17 protein-coding genes are annotated in these 15,160 nt (G+C 28.5%); 16 read left to right on the top strand and 1 reads right to left on the bottom strand.

All coding sequences use genetic code 11. The features are described from left to right. Positions 1 to 94: 94 nt before the first annotated feature. The 15 genes from KGF52_RS05990 (at position 95) to KGF52_RS05920 (ending at position 12,970) form a co-directional block, all read left to right on the top strand. Positions 95 to 940: a sigma-E processing peptidase SpoIIGA gene (locus tag KGF52_RS05990; RefSeq protein WP_227829170.1), complete on the top strand. Its 846-nt coding sequence runs from the start codon at positions 95 to 97 to the stop codon at positions 938 to 940. Positions 941 to 964: 24 nt separating this feature from the next. Next, a complete protein-coding gene (gene sigE / locus KGF52_RS05985; protein WP_227829169.1) occupies positions 965 to 1,687 on the top strand; it encodes an RNA polymerase sporulation sigma factor SigE in 723 nt (240 codons plus the stop codon). 91 nt (positions 1,688 to 1,778) lie between these two features. After that, a complete protein-coding gene (gene sigG / locus KGF52_RS05980; RefSeq protein ID WP_169468424.1) occupies positions 1,779 to 2,552 on the top strand; it encodes an RNA polymerase sporulation sigma factor SigG in 774 nt (257 codons plus the stop codon). 104 nt (positions 2,553 to 2,656) lie between these two features. Continuing rightward, positions 2,657 to 2,920: a YlmC/YmxH family sporulation protein gene (locus KGF52_RS05975; RefSeq protein WP_227432422.1), complete on the top strand. Its 264-nt coding sequence runs from the start codon at positions 2,657 to 2,659 to the stop codon at positions 2,918 to 2,920. 21 nt (positions 2,921 to 2,941) lie between these two features. Next, a complete protein-coding gene (gene nrdR / locus KGF52_RS05970) occupies positions 2,942 to 3,403 on the top strand; it encodes a transcriptional regulator NrdR (protein WP_227824212.1) in 462 nt (153 codons plus the stop codon). Further along, positions 3,400 to 4,161 (top strand): peptidoglycan editing factor PgeF, encoded by a 762-nt coding sequence (gene pgeF / locus KGF52_RS05965; RefSeq protein WP_413894805.1) that lies wholly within the window; start codon positions 3,400 to 3,402, stop codon positions 4,159 to 4,161. The genes nrdR and pgeF overlap by 4 nt, the downstream gene beginning before the upstream one ends. A 14-nt stretch (positions 4,162 to 4,175) precedes the next feature. Next, positions 4,176 to 4,868: a winged helix-turn-helix domain-containing protein gene (locus tag KGF52_RS05960; protein ID WP_227432425.1), complete on the top strand. Its 693-nt coding sequence runs from the start codon at positions 4,176 to 4,178 to the stop codon at positions 4,866 to 4,868. 65 nt (positions 4,869 to 4,933) lie between these two features. Beyond that, the gene (locus KGF52_RS05955) at positions 4,934 to 6,187 is read left to right on the top strand and encodes a HAMP domain-containing sensor histidine kinase (protein ID WP_255642516.1); all 1,254 of its coding nucleotides are present in this window, start codon (positions 4,934 to 4,936) and stop codon (positions 6,185 to 6,187) included. A gap of 54 nt (positions 6,188 to 6,241) precedes the next feature. Continuing rightward, the gene (locus KGF52_RS05950) at positions 6,242 to 7,174 is read left to right on the top strand and encodes a YIEGIA family protein (protein WP_227839461.1); all 933 of its coding nucleotides are present in this window, start codon (positions 6,242 to 6,244) and stop codon (positions 7,172 to 7,174) included. 45 nt (positions 7,175 to 7,219) lie between these two features. Beyond that, positions 7,220 to 8,152: a YIEGIA family protein gene (locus tag KGF52_RS05945; RefSeq protein WP_227839460.1), complete on the top strand. Its 933-nt coding sequence runs from the start codon at positions 7,220 to 7,222 to the stop codon at positions 8,150 to 8,152. A gap of 1 nt (position 8,153) precedes the next feature. Then, complete coding sequence (locus KGF52_RS05940; protein WP_227432429.1) at positions 8,154 to 8,354, top strand: capping complex subunit for YIEGIA; 201 nt, start codon at positions 8,154 to 8,156, stop codon at positions 8,352 to 8,354. A gap of 236 nt (positions 8,355 to 8,590) precedes the next feature. Then, positions 8,591 to 9,919 carry a DUF512 domain-containing protein gene (locus KGF52_RS05935; RefSeq protein ID WP_227829163.1) on the top strand — a complete coding sequence of 443 codons (1,329 nt, stop codon included), beginning with the start codon at positions 8,591 to 8,593 and terminating at the stop codon, positions 9,917 to 9,919. A 27-nt stretch (positions 9,920 to 9,946) separates the two neighbouring features. Beyond that, entirely contained in the window at positions 9,947 to 11,272 is a 1,326-nt protein-coding gene (der, locus tag KGF52_RS05930) for a ribosome biogenesis GTPase Der (RefSeq protein ID WP_255287738.1), read from the top strand. Between the two features lie 33 nt (positions 11,273 to 11,305). Beyond that, positions 11,306 to 11,920: a glycerol-3-phosphate 1-O-acyltransferase PlsY gene (gene plsY, locus KGF52_RS05925; RefSeq protein ID WP_227829162.1), complete on the top strand. Its 615-nt coding sequence runs from the start codon at positions 11,306 to 11,308 to the stop codon at positions 11,918 to 11,920. A 30-nt stretch (positions 11,921 to 11,950) separates the two neighbouring features. Continuing rightward, positions 11,951 to 12,970 (top strand): NAD(P)H-dependent glycerol-3-phosphate dehydrogenase, encoded by a 1,020-nt coding sequence (locus KGF52_RS05920; RefSeq protein ID WP_227432432.1) that lies wholly within the window; start codon positions 11,951 to 11,953, stop codon positions 12,968 to 12,970. 74 nt (positions 12,971 to 13,044) lie between these two features. Here the strand turns inward: KGF52_RS05920 and KGF52_RS05915 are convergent, their stop codons facing one another. Continuing rightward, a complete protein-coding gene (locus KGF52_RS05915; protein ID WP_227839459.1) occupies positions 13,045 to 13,695 on the bottom strand; it encodes a TetR/AcrR family transcriptional regulator in 651 nt (216 codons plus the stop codon). A gap of 318 nt (positions 13,696 to 14,013) precedes the next feature. On the opposite strand from KGF52_RS05915, the gene KGF52_RS05910 reads away from it, so the two are divergent. Then, entirely contained in the window at positions 14,014 to 15,153 is a 1,140-nt protein-coding gene (locus KGF52_RS05910; protein ID WP_227839458.1) for a M24 family metallopeptidase, read from the top strand. The last annotated feature ends 7 nt before the right edge of the window (positions 15,154 to 15,160 follow it).

The following is a 15,160-nucleotide window of genomic DNA, read 5'->3' as shown; positions in this document are numbered from 1 at the left end:
AAATAGAATTTGTTTTGGATTCGACTGTCAAAAGTGACATAAAATTTTGTACATACTATCTTATAATATGTTTAAAGGTTTTAAGGGGGGATACATGGTGTATATTGAGTACTATGTTATAGAAAACCTAGTAATAAATTATATTATTATAAGTTGTACTTCTATTCTTACTAAAAAATATAATCCTAGAAAGAATAAGTTGCTGGGGGCTAGTTTAGGAGGAGCCTACTCTGTTGCTTATTTATACCCGTCAATGAATATACTATTTACAGTGCCATTTAAAATAATAATCATGAGTATTATAACTTTAATTTCATTTAGGACTAAGAGTAAAAAAGATTATGCTCATGTAGCATTAGTTTTTTATTTAGTAAATATTTTTATTTCTGGAAGTACTTATTTTGTAATTTATTTTACAGGAATAAGCCATTTAAAAATATCTTTTTTAATTGCATGTACTTATGTAAGTTGTGAACTATTAAAGTACATTTACAAAGACTTGAAGATGCTTAAATACATCAAAGAGCTTACAAAGACTATAAATATAAACTTATTAGAAAAAAGCTTTTGCTGTAAGGCTTTAGTGGATAGTGGAAATTTATTAAAAGACCCAATAAGTCAAAGTGATGTAATAATAGTCAAATCAAGTGTGTTAGAAGGATTGATTCCAGAAAATCTATTAAATATTAACTATGAAGATATAGATATGGAAAAAGCTCAGGAAATCATATGTAGTTTAGATGACAGAACTTCAGGGAGAGTTAGAATAATACCTTATAAACATGCTGGAAGTAATAAGACAAGCATAATAATTGGTCTAAAAGCTGATTATGTAGAGGTAGATGAGCAAAAGATAGGAAATATAATACTTGGTATTTCAAATTTTAATGATAGAGAATACGGGGCAATAATGAATCCAAATATATTGCCTGGATTCTAGCTAAAAATTTAAGGGGGACAAAGGATGTTACGATTAAAAGAAAGAATCATAAGCTTTATTACGATGTTAGGTATTAAATTAAAAATAATAAAGCCAAAAGGAATATACTATATGGGAGGGGCCAATATTCTTCCTCCTCCACTAAAACCAGAAGAAGAAATGGAACTTTTGCAAAAACTAGAAACTGATGAAACTGTAAAATCAATTTTAATAGAAAGAAATTTGAGATTAGTAGTCTACATATCAAGAAAATTTGAAAATACAGGTATAGATGTAGAGGATTTAATTTCTATAGGAACTATAGGTTTGATAAAGGCAGTCAATACTTTTAAATTAAATAAAAACATAAAATTAGCAACTTATGCTTCAAGATGTATAGAAAATGAAATACTAATGTATCTAAGAAAAAATAATAAAAAGAAAACAGAGGTATCTTTTGATGAACCTTTAAATATAGACTTAGATGGAAACGAACTTTTATTATCAGATGTTTTAGGTACAGAAAATGATGAAATATATAAAATAATAGAAGAAGAGATAGATAGAGATTTATTAGTTATGGCACTTGACAGATTAAGTGACAGAGAAAAGCAAATTATGGAATTAAGGTTTGGACTTATAGATAAAGGTATTGAAAAAACACAAAAAGAAGTTGCTGGAATGCTTGGAATATCTCAATCCTACATATCTAGACTTGAAAAGAAAATAATTTCAAGGTTACAAAAAGAAATGAAAAAATTTGTATAATGCTAAATTAATTCTTCTTAAAAAGTATAAAAAAATTGGAAATGTAAATAATTTCAATAGATGAATACTTTTTGAGAGAGGACTGAAATGTATGCAAGTTAATAAGGTTGAAATATGTGGTGTTAATACATCTGAACTTCCAGTTCTTAAAAATAAGCAAATGAAGGAACTTTTATTACAAATAAAAAGTGGTGATGAAGAAGCCAGACAACAATTTGTAAGAGGAAATTTAAGGTTAGTCTTGAGTGTAATAAAAAAATTTAACAACAGAGGAGAAAATATAGACGATTTATTTCAAATAGGTTGTATTGGTCTTATAAAAGCTATAGATAATTTTGATTTAAGTCAAAATGTCAGATTTTCAACTTATGCTGTTCCTATGATTATAGGAGAAATTAGAAGATACTTAAGAGATAATAATCCAATCAGAGTAAGTAGATCATTAAAAGATATAGCATATAAGGCACTACAAGTCAGAGAAAGATTAATTAGAACAAATTCAAAAGAACCAACAGTATCAGAAATAGCAAAAGAATTAGAATTAGAAGTAGAGTCAGTTGTAATGGCACTTGATGCTATACAAGACCCAATATCTTTATTTGACCCAGTATATCAAGATAATGGAGATGCGATATTTGTAATGGATCAGGTTCAAGACAAAAAAGATACTGATGAAAACTGGTTGCAAGAAATATCACTTAAGGAAGCTATTAAAAAATTAAATAGTAGAGAAAAGTTGGTATTAGATTTAAGATTTTACAAAGGAAGAACTCAGATAGAAGTTGCTGATGAAATCGGTATATCTCAAGCACAAGTATCAAGAATTGAAAAAAATGCTTTAAAAAATATGAGAAAGTATGTATAAGTAATCCATGGAATGTAAACATAATTTTAAATTTAAATGACCTATATAGGTCATTTTTTTTTATCCAAATACATATTTATTTTTAAAGAAAGGGTGAGTATAATATGATTAGAGTTTCTGATATAATGGAAAAAGAAATTATAAATGTAAAAAATGGAAAAAGGATGGGTTTCATAATCGACATAGATATGGATATCCATGAGGGTAAGGTAGTCTCATTTACCATTTTTGGAGATGGAAGTAGAAGTTTTTTTTCAAGAGGAGGGGATGAAGAAGTTATATTTTGGAATGATATACTTAAAATAGGTTGTGATACAATAATAGTAAATATAGGTTCAGAATTAAGCTTAGATGAATTTGATATATAGCTAAACGAAGGAGGAATACAGATGCAATGTCCTTATTGTAATTATAAAGAATCAAAGGTAATAGATTCTAGACATACAGATTTAAAATCTATTAGAAGAAGACGTGAATGTGAATTATGTAAAAAGAGATTTACTACTTATGAGAAAATAGAAACTACTCCTTTAATGGTTATTAAAAAAGATAATAGTAGAGAATATTTTGATAGAGAAAAAATAAAATACGGACTATTAAAGGCATGTGAGAAAAGACCTGTATCTGTTGAAGATATTGAGAATATAGTTGTACATATTGAAAATGAAATAAATAAATGTTTTATAGAAGAAATCGAAACCAAAAAAATTGGTGAAATGGTAATGGATAAATTGAAAGATTTAGATGAAGTCGCCTATGTAAGATTTGCTTCTGTGTATAGACAATTTAAAGATATAAATACTTTTGTAAACGAACTTAAAAGTATACTAATAGAAAAAGGAGATAAATGATGAAAGATTATATAAATCTAAAAAGTGTAGAAGATATTAAAGAGTATGTTAACTTAAGTAGCAACTGTAAAGAAATTGATGAAAAATTAAATTCTATAAATCTAATTATAACTTGCAAAAATATAGATGCAAAAAGTAAAGAAGACATGTTAAGGGTTTGTAAGGAATGCAATTTAATGTTTGAAAATTTAACTAGTAATTCTCAAATACATTCAGACATAGTTAACATAGTTAACAGAGAGAATATAGGACAAAAAATAGAAGGCGATGCACTTATAACAAACTTAGAGAAAGTACCACTTTTATTGTTTACAGCAGATTGCGTACCCATATCAATTATAGATGCTAAAAATAAAGCCATAGGACTAGCACATGCGGGCTGGAAAGGTACTTTTAGTAATATAGGTCACAAAACAATAAAATTGATGTCTGAGACCTATAAAACAGTTCCTGAAGATTTGATATGTATAATTGGACCATCAATTGGACCTTGTTGTTATGAAGTGTCTGAGGATTTAGTAGAAAAATTTAACACAATTCTTACAAATAATGATGAAAAGTTCTATATAATAAAAGAGGGAAGTTACTATTTAGATTTATGGAAAATTAATGAGTATATGCTGAGATGTAGTGGAGTCAAAGAAGAAAATATAATAAATTTAAATCTATGCACTAGTTGTAGAGCAGATGAATTCCACTCTTATAGAAAACATAATAAGGCATCAGAACGAATAGGAACGGTACTACAGATAAAATAGAGAGGAGCTTTTTAATGAATACTAAAGTGCTTGTTATAGACGATGAAATGCATATAGTTGAGCTATTAAAATTCAATTTGGAGGTGTCAAACTACGAAGTTAGTTATTCATATGATGGATTTGATGGATTTATAAAAGCTAAGGAAGTTAAACCAGATTTAATACTTTTAGATTGGATGCTACCAAATATAAGTGGAATAGAAGTACTTAGAAAAATAAGAAGTGATAAAGACTTGAAAAATATTCCTGTTATAATGCTTACTGCTAAAAATATGGAAAATGACAAGGTTGAAGGTCTTGAAGTAGGTGCTGATGATTATATAACCAAGCCATTTAGTATAAAAGAATTGTTAGCTAGAGTTAGCTCTGTTTTAAGAAGATATAACTTAACTAGTACAGGTGAAGAAAATAATATACTTACCACAGGTAATTTAAAACTAGATTTATCAAAACATGAAGTTACTAAAGGTTCTGAAAAGATAGAGTTAACACTTAAAGAGTTTGAACTGTTAAAATTATTAATTCAGAATAAAGGTAAGGTACTTTCAAGAAACTATCTTTTAGATAAAATATGGGGCTATGAATACTATGGAGAAACTAGAACAGTAGACGTCCATATAAGATATTTAAGAAAAAAAATAGAAGATGAAGATAAATCAGAAAAATATATAGAAACTATAAGAGGTGTAGGATACAAAATAGATTAGAAAAAGTTATATTTTAGGAGTGTTATCTTGTGGAAGAATTAAAGAACATATATTTTTTTATTGTTATGTTGTCTATAGCCATTGTGATATTGTCTGTAAGATACACAATAACACTAAGAAAATATTTAAAAGAGTTTATATACGTTTCAAAAAAAGTAAGTAACAAAGAGTTTCATGCTAGGCTGAATATATCAGCTAAAGGAGAACTAGGAGAATTAGCCAGAAATTTTAATCATATGATAAAAAACATGGATGATACATTAGAAGAAGTGCGATATAAACATTTACAATTAAGGTCTATATTAAAAAGTATATCTCATGGAATTTTAGCTATAGATGTAAATGGAAACATATTATTGATAAATGATGAAGCTAAAGAAATGATAAAGAGCGAACCAAACAAACTAGTTGAAGGTCATAATATCAATGCTGTAATAAAAGAAGAAGAAATATTAAAGCAGATACTTCAATTTATAGGTTCTAAAGAAAATGAAACTGCAAAGATTACTACTAAAGATGATATAGTATACAAAATAAAAGTGGACCCAGTTTATCTTCAAAATACTAATAATGTAATAATTGGCTCAATAGTAAACATAGAAGATATTACTAAAAAGGTGAAGCTTGAAAATATGAGAAGTGATTTTGTTGCTAATGTAAGTCATGAACTTAAAACACCACTTACATCTATAAGTGGATTTGTTGAAACGTTAAAATCCAATGAAAATATAGATGTAAATACTAGAAATAGGTTTTTGGAAATAATAGAAAGTGAATCAGACAGATTAAAAAGATTGATTGATGACATATTATTATTATCATTTGTAGAAAATAAAGATACTCTTCTAATGGAAGATGTTGTAATATATGATGTATTTAGAGAAGTATATGAAATAACTCAACGTTCAGCTAGTGAAAAAAATATAGAAGTTTTATATAAATGTGATGATAAATCAATAAACATACTTTCTAATAGAGATTATATCAAACAAGTGTTTTTAAATTTAGTTGATAATGCTATAAAATACACTCAAGATAATGGTATTGTACAAGTTGTAGTTTTAAAAGATGAAGAAAAAATAATAATCAAAGTTATAGATAATGGCGTTGGAATACCAAAAGAAGATGTAGAACGTATCTTTGAACGCTTCTATAGAGTGGATAAAGCAAGAAGTAGAGATGTAGGAGGAACGGGCTTAGGATTGGCTATAACGAAGCATATAGTCAAATCATTAAATGGATGTATAAAAGTAAAAAGTGAACTTGGTATTGGTAGCGAATTTATTGTTACAATACTACAAAAAAATTTCCTTAAATAGAAGGAAATTTTTTTTGTTTTTTGCACAAACTATATAATAGAAGGAGCTGAGAAAATGGAAGAAAGCTTATTAGGTGCAAATTTATTTAGACACTCTTTTATAGTAGCAGTAATTATAGGAATATTGTGTAGAGGATTAGTTTTAAGAGTTACAGACAAGCAATACCCATCGAGACCGCAAGATTATTTAGAACAAATAATAATATCAGGACTTTCAGCTTCATTGGGTGCTATAGCATTACCTGCACTTATAGATAAGGAGTTTGCAGCATTAACATTTTTTGCAGTAGCAATACAACAATTTCAAGGTCTTGCAGAGCAAGAAAGAATAACATTAAAAAATATCGACAATGAAGAATTAGTACCAAAAGGAGATGCTTATGTAGAAGAAATAGCATCTACGTATGAATCTAGAAGTTATATCAGTCTTTTTTCTGCACTAGTATCTTCTATAGTTTATATTACTGTTTCAAAACGATATGACCTTAGTTTTGTTTATTGTACAATACTAGCTGTTATAGCAGGAGCTTTAGTTGGTTTAATTTTTAGAAGATTTCTAAGACGAAATAGTATAGCAGATATAGCAGATATAGTTCCTGCTGAAGTAAGTTTTGAAGGGCCTATTTTAAAAGTAAATGGTGTAATAATAACTAATATAGGTTTAGAGAATACAAGAGAAAAATATAAAAATGAATGTCTAGCTATAGAGATTATACCAAGAGATTTGGGTGCATTTGGGATAGTAAATGATATAGGGCAAAGACAAGCTATAATACATAATCTATTTATTCATATGGGTATAGATAAGGATGTAGATGAGGTTGATATTGTAGCTATATCTAAAACTAACTTAGAAAAAAGCACTGTGGTTGTACCATATGTACCAATACTCAAGGATATAGATGTAATGATAGATGTAGTAAAGAGCACTCCTATCATAGAGACATCAAAAGGAAAACAGAGTGATTTTTCTAGAAAGACTTTGTAGATTTATATGTGAACATTTTATATTAGATATTTTAGGAGTGATTTAATGGATAGAGTATTTTTTGTTGCAGTTATTATTGGTATGACATCAAGAGTCATAATGTTAAATTTAGACCAAAAACAGTACCCTACACAACCAAATGTTTTACTATCTCAGCTTATATTAGCCTTTGTTGCTTCGGCATTAGGAGCATTACTAGTTCCAGCTCTTATAAATCGTTCTTATACATCGATAACATTTTTATCTTTGGCAGCAGAACAGTTTAGACAAGTAAGAGCAAATAGAAGGAATACATTACAAAACTTAGAAGAAGTTCAACTTGTAAAAAGAGGAGCTGCATTTATAGAAGAGATAGCTAGAACTTATGAAGTAAGAAATTATATGTGCATAGTTACATCTTTTTTAACAATAGGATTATATTATGTAATTATTGAAGAAACTAAAATAAGTGAAGGCATGAGTTTGATAATAAGTTCAATTTGTGGTTTATTATTAGCTTTCATGCTTAAGAAACTTCTTACTAGAAAAAGTATTGGAGATATAGCTGATGTAATGCCTGCCGATATTAGCTTCGTAAATGAATCTATACTAAAGGTGGGAGATTTAAAAGGGATAACAAATATAGGTCTAAAAAGTGATAGAGAAGTATATATTAATAGAGGTGTAGGAATACAAATAATTCCTAAAGATAGAGATTATGCTAATGCAGGAATATTATTTGATTCGGGTCAAAGACAAGCGATAGTATACAATATATATTCGAGATTAGGTTTATATGGAGATTATGGAGAACCTGCATTTGTACCATTACCTAGACGAAATAAAGATGATGAAAGTATAATGATTGCTTATTTACCAATAGATAGGAATGTTGATAAGGTAATGGAAGCTGTAAAATCATGTCCAATACTTTCAAGCTCTAAAGGTAAAAACTTATCACTGAAAAACTATAAAATAGGAAAGAAAGGAAGTGCATAAAATGGGAATGGATATAGGTCTAAATGAATATACCCTAGCAATAGTTACACTAGATAAAAATATGAGAAATGGTGGAGGTTGTCCGATATTTTATGCAAATGATGAAAAAGATTTGCAAAATAAGGCGATGCTCATGTCAAAGTGTGTAGGCGGAATGGTTCACGATATGACTAATGGAACATTAATAATAGTAAAGCATTAAAACTATAAGGTACTTTTAAGGGCAAATAATGTTCAAATTTATAAAATATTTAAATTTGAATATTATTTGTTTTAATCTTTTTATAGCTATTTACTTATATTGACTATTAGAATTAAAATGTGTTATTATGACATGAAATGTTTAAAAATGCTATTGTAAAATACAATAAAGTAATAAACTGTATATTAAAATATATTATAATAAATATTGATGAATATAAAAGAGTGGTGAAAAAAATGGAAGTAAATGTAAAAAAAATAAATAATATTATAAGTAAAGTTTACAAAGATAGTATTGCAGAAGAAATAGGTATAGAAGTAGGAGATTTACTTATATCTGTAAATGAACAACCAATACATGATATAATAGAGTATAGATTCTTACTAAGTGATGAGTATTTAGAGGTAGAAATACAAAAAAAAGATGGTGAAGTCTACATATATGAGATAGAAAAAGACTATGATGAAGATTTGGGCGTTGAATTTACAAATCCAATAATTGACCAAGCTAAAAGTTGTAGAAATAAATGTATGTTTTGTTTTATAGACCAGTTGCCAGAAGGAATGAGAGAAACTCTTTATTTTAAAGATGATGACTCAAGATTGTCTTTTTTACAAGGAAATTTTGTTACACTTACAAATATGAGCGAAGAAGATATAAATAATATAATTAAATACAGAATAAGTCCTATAAATATATCTGTGCATACAACTAATCCAGAATTAAGACAAAAAATGATAAGCAATAAATTTGCAGGAAAATTATATGGTATAATGAAGAGATTGGCAGATGCTCATATAGAAATGAACTGTCAAATTGTTTTATGTCCAGGTATAAATGATGGAAAGGAATTGGATAGAACAATAAAAGAATTAGCTCAACTTTATCCATATGTAAATAGTGTTGCTATAGTTCCAGTTGGAATTACAAAGCATAGAGAAAATTTAGCAGAATTAAATATATTTGATAATAATGGTGCAAGTAAAACTATAGAGCAAATTCATGAAATACAACAGAAATATCTTGAGAAAATAGGGACTCGATTTGCATTTTTATCGGATGAATTTTATATATTATCTAGTAGAGAATTGCCTGGATATGAAGAATATGAAGGATTTTTACAGTTTGAAGATGGTGTAGGTATGATACGTAAGTTAAAAACAGAGATTGAAGAGTATCTAAACACATTGTCTGAGAATAGTCTTAAAAGAGACAAAAAGGTATCAATAGCTACTGGACATTCTGCATATGAATTTATACAAAGTATGGCAGATGCTATGATGGACAAGTTTAAGAATCTTCAAATAGATGTTTATGAAATAAAAAATAAGTTTTTTGGAGAAACAATAACAGTATCAGGCCTTTTAACAGCGAAAGATTTAAAAGAGCAACTTGAGCATAAGGAATTGGGAGAAGCTCTTTATATAACAAGAAGTATGTTAAAAGCAGATGAAGAAATTTTCTTAGATAATATTGAACTAAATCAGTTAGAAGAACTTATGAAAATAAAAATTATCCCATGCTTAAATGAAGGAAAAGATTTTGTGGATAAAATTTTAAAATAGAAAACAAAAGATGGAAGGAGAAACAACATGAGTATAAGTAGGCCAGTTGTAGCTGTAGTTGGGAGACCAAATGTTGGTAAGTCTACAATATTTAATAAATTTGCAGGAAAAAGGATATCAATAGTTGAAGATACACCAGGAGTTACAAGAGATAGAATATTTGCAGAAGTAGAATGGTTAGATAAATATTTTACATTAGTAGATACAGGAGGTATTGAACCTGATAGCGAAGATATAATATTATCTCAAATGAGAAGTCAAGCTATGCTTGCAATGGACATGTCACATGTAATACTTTTTATAGTTGATGGTAAGGCTGGAATAACAGCTGCTGATAAAGAAATTGCTCAGATACTTAGAAAAACAAAAAAACCAGTAATTCTAGTGGTTAATAAAATTGATAGTCAAAGTCAGTTTGACAATATATACGATTTTTATGAATTAGGTTTTGGAACTCCTTTTGGAGTGTCAGGAGCCAATAGTATGGGATTTGGAGATTTATTAGATGAGATAGTTCAAAATTTTCCAGCAGGATTAGATACAGAGTATGAAGAAGATATAATAAGAGTAGCTATAACAGGTAAGCCAAATGCAGGAAAGAGTTCTATACTTAATAAGATATTAGGAGAAGAAAGAGTAATTGTAAGTCCAATTGCAGGAACTACTAGAGATGCAATAGATACTTATTTTGAAAAAAATGGGCAGAAATTTCTTCTTATAGATACAGCAGGGCTTAGAAGAAAAAGCAAAATATATGAGACAATAGAAAAATACAGTGTAATAAGAGCTATGAGTGCTGTAGATAGAGCAGATGTAGTGTTGATAGTTATAGACGCTTTGGAAGGCGTTACAGAGCAGGATACAAAAGTTGCAGGTATAGCACATGATGAAGGTAAGGGATGTATATTTGTAGTCAATAAATGGGACTTAATAGAAAAAGATAATAAGACAATGAGTAATTACACAAAAGATATAAAAGAAAAATTCCCATTTATGATGTATGCTCCAATAGTATTTGTTTCTGCAAAGACTAATCAAAGAATGAATAAAATATTAGACACAGTTGAATATGTATCAAATGAACATTCTAAGAGAATATCAACTTCAGCATTAAATGAAGTAATTGGAGAAGCTGTAATGTTAAATCAGCCACCATCTGATAAAGGTAGAAGATTAAAAATTTACTATGGAACTCAAACAGACATTAGACCTCCTAAAATTACTTTATTTATAAATGACAAGAACTTAACTCACTTCTCATATCAAAGATATCTTGAAAATAAGATAAGAGAAAACTTTGGATTTGAAGGAACTTCCATAAAGTTTGAGTATAGACAAAAAAATAAAAAGTAAATATCTAAAATATAACTAAAGGAGGTAAGTTCAGTGGAGATATTTAGTTATATAATTATTGCTGTAATTGCATATTTATTAGGCAATATATCAACCTCGTATATAGTTGCAAAGCGAATTGCGGGGGTTGATATAAGGACTCAAGGTTCGGGTAATGCAGGCTCGACAAATGTACTTAGAACACTTGGGAAAAAAGCAGGAGCAATGACTTTTTTAGGTGATGTTTTTAAAGGTGTAATTGCTGTTTTGATATCGGAAATTGCAGCAAAGTTGGTTGGTATAGATACTCTTTTAGCTGGATATCTAGCAGTTATATGTGTTGTAGCAGGTCATAATTGGCCAGCAGTTTTAGGATTTAGAGGGGGTAAAGGTGTTGCAACTTCATTAGGTGCAATGCTTGCTGTAAATCCAGTAATAACATTAATGTGTTTGGCCGTATTTATATTGGTGGTAATTATAACAAAATATGTTTCATTAGGTTCTGTTGTTGGGATAGGTTGTTCACCAATATTTATGATTATAGCAAAAAATAAAGCTGGGCTAGTTGTAGCTTTGTTTTTAAGCATATCAGTAATATATAATCACAGAGCAAATATAAAGCGATTATTAAATGGGACAGAAAGAAAAATTGGTCAAAAGAAAGAATAGTAAATATATTATACTCAGGTGGTGTTAAATATGGAGAAAGTATGTGTATTAGGTACTGGAAGTTGGGGAAGTGCATTAGCTTTAGGTCTTGCAAATAAAGGTAATGATGTGAGCATGTGGACCCGAAAAGAAGAACAAGCTAAAAAAATAAACAGGACTAAAGAAAATACAGACTATTTACCAGGAGTATTATTTCCACATAATATAACGATAAGTACTGATATAGAAAAAACTATAGAAAATTGCAAAGTAATAGTTTTAGCAGTTCCATCTCAAGCCGTAAGAAGTACTTGTGAAAAAATAAAACCCTTTGTAAAAGCTGGACAAATTATTGTTAATGTAGCAAAAGGTCTTGAAAAAGGCACTGGACTTAGATTGTCTCAGGTATGTGAAGAAGAATTGCCACAAAATCCATATGTAATACTATCTGGCCCATCTCATGCTGAAGAAGTAGCAAGAAATATACCTACTACAGTAGTAGTAGCATCTAAAGAATTAAAAATAGCACAGAGTATACAAGATTTATTTATGAGCCCTAAACTTAGAGTTTATACAAATCCAGATATAGTTGGAGTTGAACTTGGAGGAGCATTGAAAAATATTATAGCTTTTGGTGCTGGTATATGTGATGGATTAGGGTATGGTGACAATGCAAAAGCAGCTCTTATGACAAGAGGAATTAGTGAAATGAGTAGACTTGGTACTGCTATGGGAGCTAATATGTCTACATTTGCAGGCCTTTCAGGCATTGGAGATTTAATAGTTACTTGTACAAGCATGCATAGTAGAAATAGAAGAGCGGGTATACTTATAGGTCAAGGGATGAGCTTAGAAGATACCTTAAAAGAAGTAAAGATGGTTGTAGAAGGAATAACTGCTACTGAAGTAGCACATGATGTTGCTGAAAAGCTGAATATAGATATGCCAATAACTAATGCTATATACTCTGTAATAACTAAAGGTGCAAATCCTAAAGAAGTTGGAATAGAACTAATGATGAGAAGTAAAAAGCACGAAATGGAAGAAGTAGTTTTAGGTGATGATATATAAACTTATTGCACAATAAAATAAAAAAATAATAGATGTGTTTTAGCCCTCTTTTTATAAAGAGGGCTATTTTAATATTACTTAGCATGTTTTATTATGTATTCAATAGAAGAAATCATTTTCATAGTTAACTCATCATCATTAGAATTTTTTCCTGTGTTCTTTTTTAAGAATAATAGATTTTGATAAAAAGAAATAATTATATCATTGATTATGTCTAAATCTTTAGATGGTATATATCCAGTATCTACAAGATTGTTCAATAGTATTTTATTTCTTTCTTTTATACTTTTTCCTGTAATCATTAGAGATATATCACTGTCATGAATACCTAAGTCTTCTGGAAACATATCATAATATTGTTTTATTATATAACTAAGTTCATCACTGGACAAGTTAAAAAATACTTGATAAAAAGCTTGGGCATTGTCAAAAGAATGTTTACAAAATAATTTCCACATAATTATATATTTCTTATATTCATCATTTACATTCTCTATACACCTTGAAATATTTAAGTTATAATCTTTAAAATATTTTATAGATGCAAATGATATTAGATGGTCTAAATTTTTAAAGTAGTTGTATAGGGTTGAACTGTTATAGCCAGCCATATCTGCAACCTTACGAAGTGTAATATTTTCTATTCCTTCATTTTCCATAATGTTTTGAGCAGCTTCTATGAAATACATCAATATCCTTTTCTTTTGTAATTCTTTATTTGTCATTTTATTCACCTACAAATAATCAATATAGTTTATATAATCGTGATTTTATCATTAAATTTATCATAAATCAAGAATAATATTCCAAAATATAATATATATTTGTTATATTTTAGATAATTTAATATCAGCAGAATATAAAAAATATTTAAAAATTAAATCGTGATTGACAAAATAATCATGATTATGATAAAATAATCACAAATAAATTTAATTTACATACGAATACAACAAGTACTAAAAATATTAAGAATTTTGAAATGATATATTCATACTTGTTGTATTGAATAAATTATTTGAATATTGAGAAAGAGGTGTACTATGTCAAATAACATGAGACTAGAAAGATTAAGAAAGTATATGAATGAAAAAAATATTGAAATTTCCCTAATATTTGAACCAGACAACCAATTTTATATTAGTGGATTTAAAGCAATAACTTATTCTAGACCAATTGTAACAGTAGTAACTCAAGATAAAATAGAATTAATAGTGCCTGGATTAGAGGAGCTACATGCTAAAGAAGTTGCAAAAGTTGATAATGTATATGTATATTATGAAATACCAGAAATGAAAGAACATGGAATATCACATAAACATTACTTAGATATAATTTTAAATAGATATCCTAAAGGGATAACTGTTGGGATAGAAAAAGATATAGTATCTGCAAGCTTTTCAGAATATATAACTGAGAAATCATTTGCTATTAAAGATGTTGGAAGTAAAATATTTGAAATGAGATATGTAAAAGACGCAAGAGAGATAGAATTTTTAAAGATAGCTGGTTACTTATCTGATATAGGAATAAAAGGTTCTTTGGAAAATGTTAGAGTTGGGATGAGTGAATTGGAATTTGACGTTGCAGGGGATAATGCTTTACTAAAATATGTATCTGAAAATTATCCTGATACATATATAGGATTTGCAAACTGGACTTGTTCAGGCATCGATAGAACAGCACAACCACATTTAGACTCAAATACTAGAATACTTCAAAGAGGAGATATAGTAATACATAGTAGACAGGTTTGGTATGAAAACTATAGAGCAGAAAATGAAAGAACTTTTATTATAGGTAAGCCAACAGAAAGACAAAAGGAAGTATTTAAGATTGCAGTAGAAGCTCAACAAGCTGGATTAGATACAATAAAAGCTGGAATACCAGCAAGAATGGTGGATGAAGCAGCAAGAGCTGTTGTTGCAAAGCATGGTCTAGAGTTATATTCAAATCACAGAATTGGTCATGGTTTAGGTTTATCAGAACATGAAGAGCCATATTTAAGATTTGACAATGAATTAATACTAGAAGAAGGAATGGTATTTTCTATGGAACCAGGAATATATATACCTGGAGTTGGAGGATTTAGACACTCAGATACAGCAATAGTAGGTAAAAATAGTGCTACAATTATAACTAATTATCCAAGAAGTGTTGAAGAGCTTATACTTGATATTTAAATTAGTA

Origin of the sequence: Clostridioides sp. ZZV15-6597, from assembly GCF_020657815.1 — a bacterium.
Lineage (GTDB): Bacteria > Bacillota > Clostridia > Peptostreptococcales > Peptostreptococcaceae > Clostridioides.
Note: the sequence above shows the minus strand (reverse complement) of the source record. Positions and strands in the feature narration are given on the sequence as shown.

What these genes read in the sequence shown, in the direction of transcription:
- KGF52_RS05990 (WP_227829170.1), top strand. Translation starts at nt 95, where the DNA reads ATGGTGTATATTGAGTACTATGTTATAGAAAACCTAGTAATAAATTAT.
- sigE (WP_227829169.1), top strand. Translation starts at nt 965, where the DNA reads ATGTTACGATTAAAAGAAAGAATCATAAGCTTTATTACGATGTTAGGT.
- sigG (WP_169468424.1), top strand. Translation starts at nt 1,779, where the DNA reads ATGCAAGTTAATAAGGTTGAAATATGTGGTGTTAATACATCTGAACTT.
- KGF52_RS05975 (WP_227432422.1), top strand. Translation starts at nt 2,657, where the DNA reads ATGATTAGAGTTTCTGATATAATGGAAAAAGAAATTATAAATGTAAAA.
- nrdR (WP_227824212.1), top strand. Translation starts at nt 2,942, where the DNA reads ATGCAATGTCCTTATTGTAATTATAAAGAATCAAAGGTAATAGATTCT.
- pgeF (WP_413894805.1), top strand. Translation starts at nt 3,400, where the DNA reads ATGATGAAAGATTATATAAATCTAAAAAGTGTAGAAGATATTAAAGAG.
- KGF52_RS05960 (WP_227432425.1), top strand. Translation starts at nt 4,176, where the DNA reads ATGAATACTAAAGTGCTTGTTATAGACGATGAAATGCATATAGTTGAG.
- KGF52_RS05955 (WP_255642516.1), top strand. Translation starts at nt 4,934, where the DNA reads ATGTTGTCTATAGCCATTGTGATATTGTCTGTAAGATACACAATAACA.
- KGF52_RS05950 (WP_227839461.1), top strand. Translation starts at nt 6,242, where the DNA reads ATGGAAGAAAGCTTATTAGGTGCAAATTTATTTAGACACTCTTTTATA.
- KGF52_RS05945 (WP_227839460.1), top strand. Translation starts at nt 7,220, where the DNA reads ATGGATAGAGTATTTTTTGTTGCAGTTATTATTGGTATGACATCAAGA.
- KGF52_RS05940 (WP_227432429.1), top strand. Translation starts at nt 8,154, where the DNA reads ATGGGAATGGATATAGGTCTAAATGAATATACCCTAGCAATAGTTACA.
- KGF52_RS05935 (WP_227829163.1), top strand. Translation starts at nt 8,591, where the DNA reads ATGGAAGTAAATGTAAAAAAAATAAATAATATTATAAGTAAAGTTTAC.
- der (WP_255287738.1), top strand. Translation starts at nt 9,947, where the DNA reads ATGAGTATAAGTAGGCCAGTTGTAGCTGTAGTTGGGAGACCAAATGTT.
- KGF52_RS05920 (WP_227432432.1), top strand. Translation starts at nt 11,951, where the DNA reads ATGGAGAAAGTATGTGTATTAGGTACTGGAAGTTGGGGAAGTGCATTA.
- KGF52_RS05915 (WP_227839459.1), bottom strand. Translation starts at nt 13,695, where the DNA reads ATGACAAATAAAGAATTACAAAAGAAAAGGATATTGATGTATTTCATA.
- KGF52_RS05910 (WP_227839458.1), top strand. Translation starts at nt 14,014, where the DNA reads ATGTCAAATAACATGAGACTAGAAAGATTAAGAAAGTATATGAATGAA.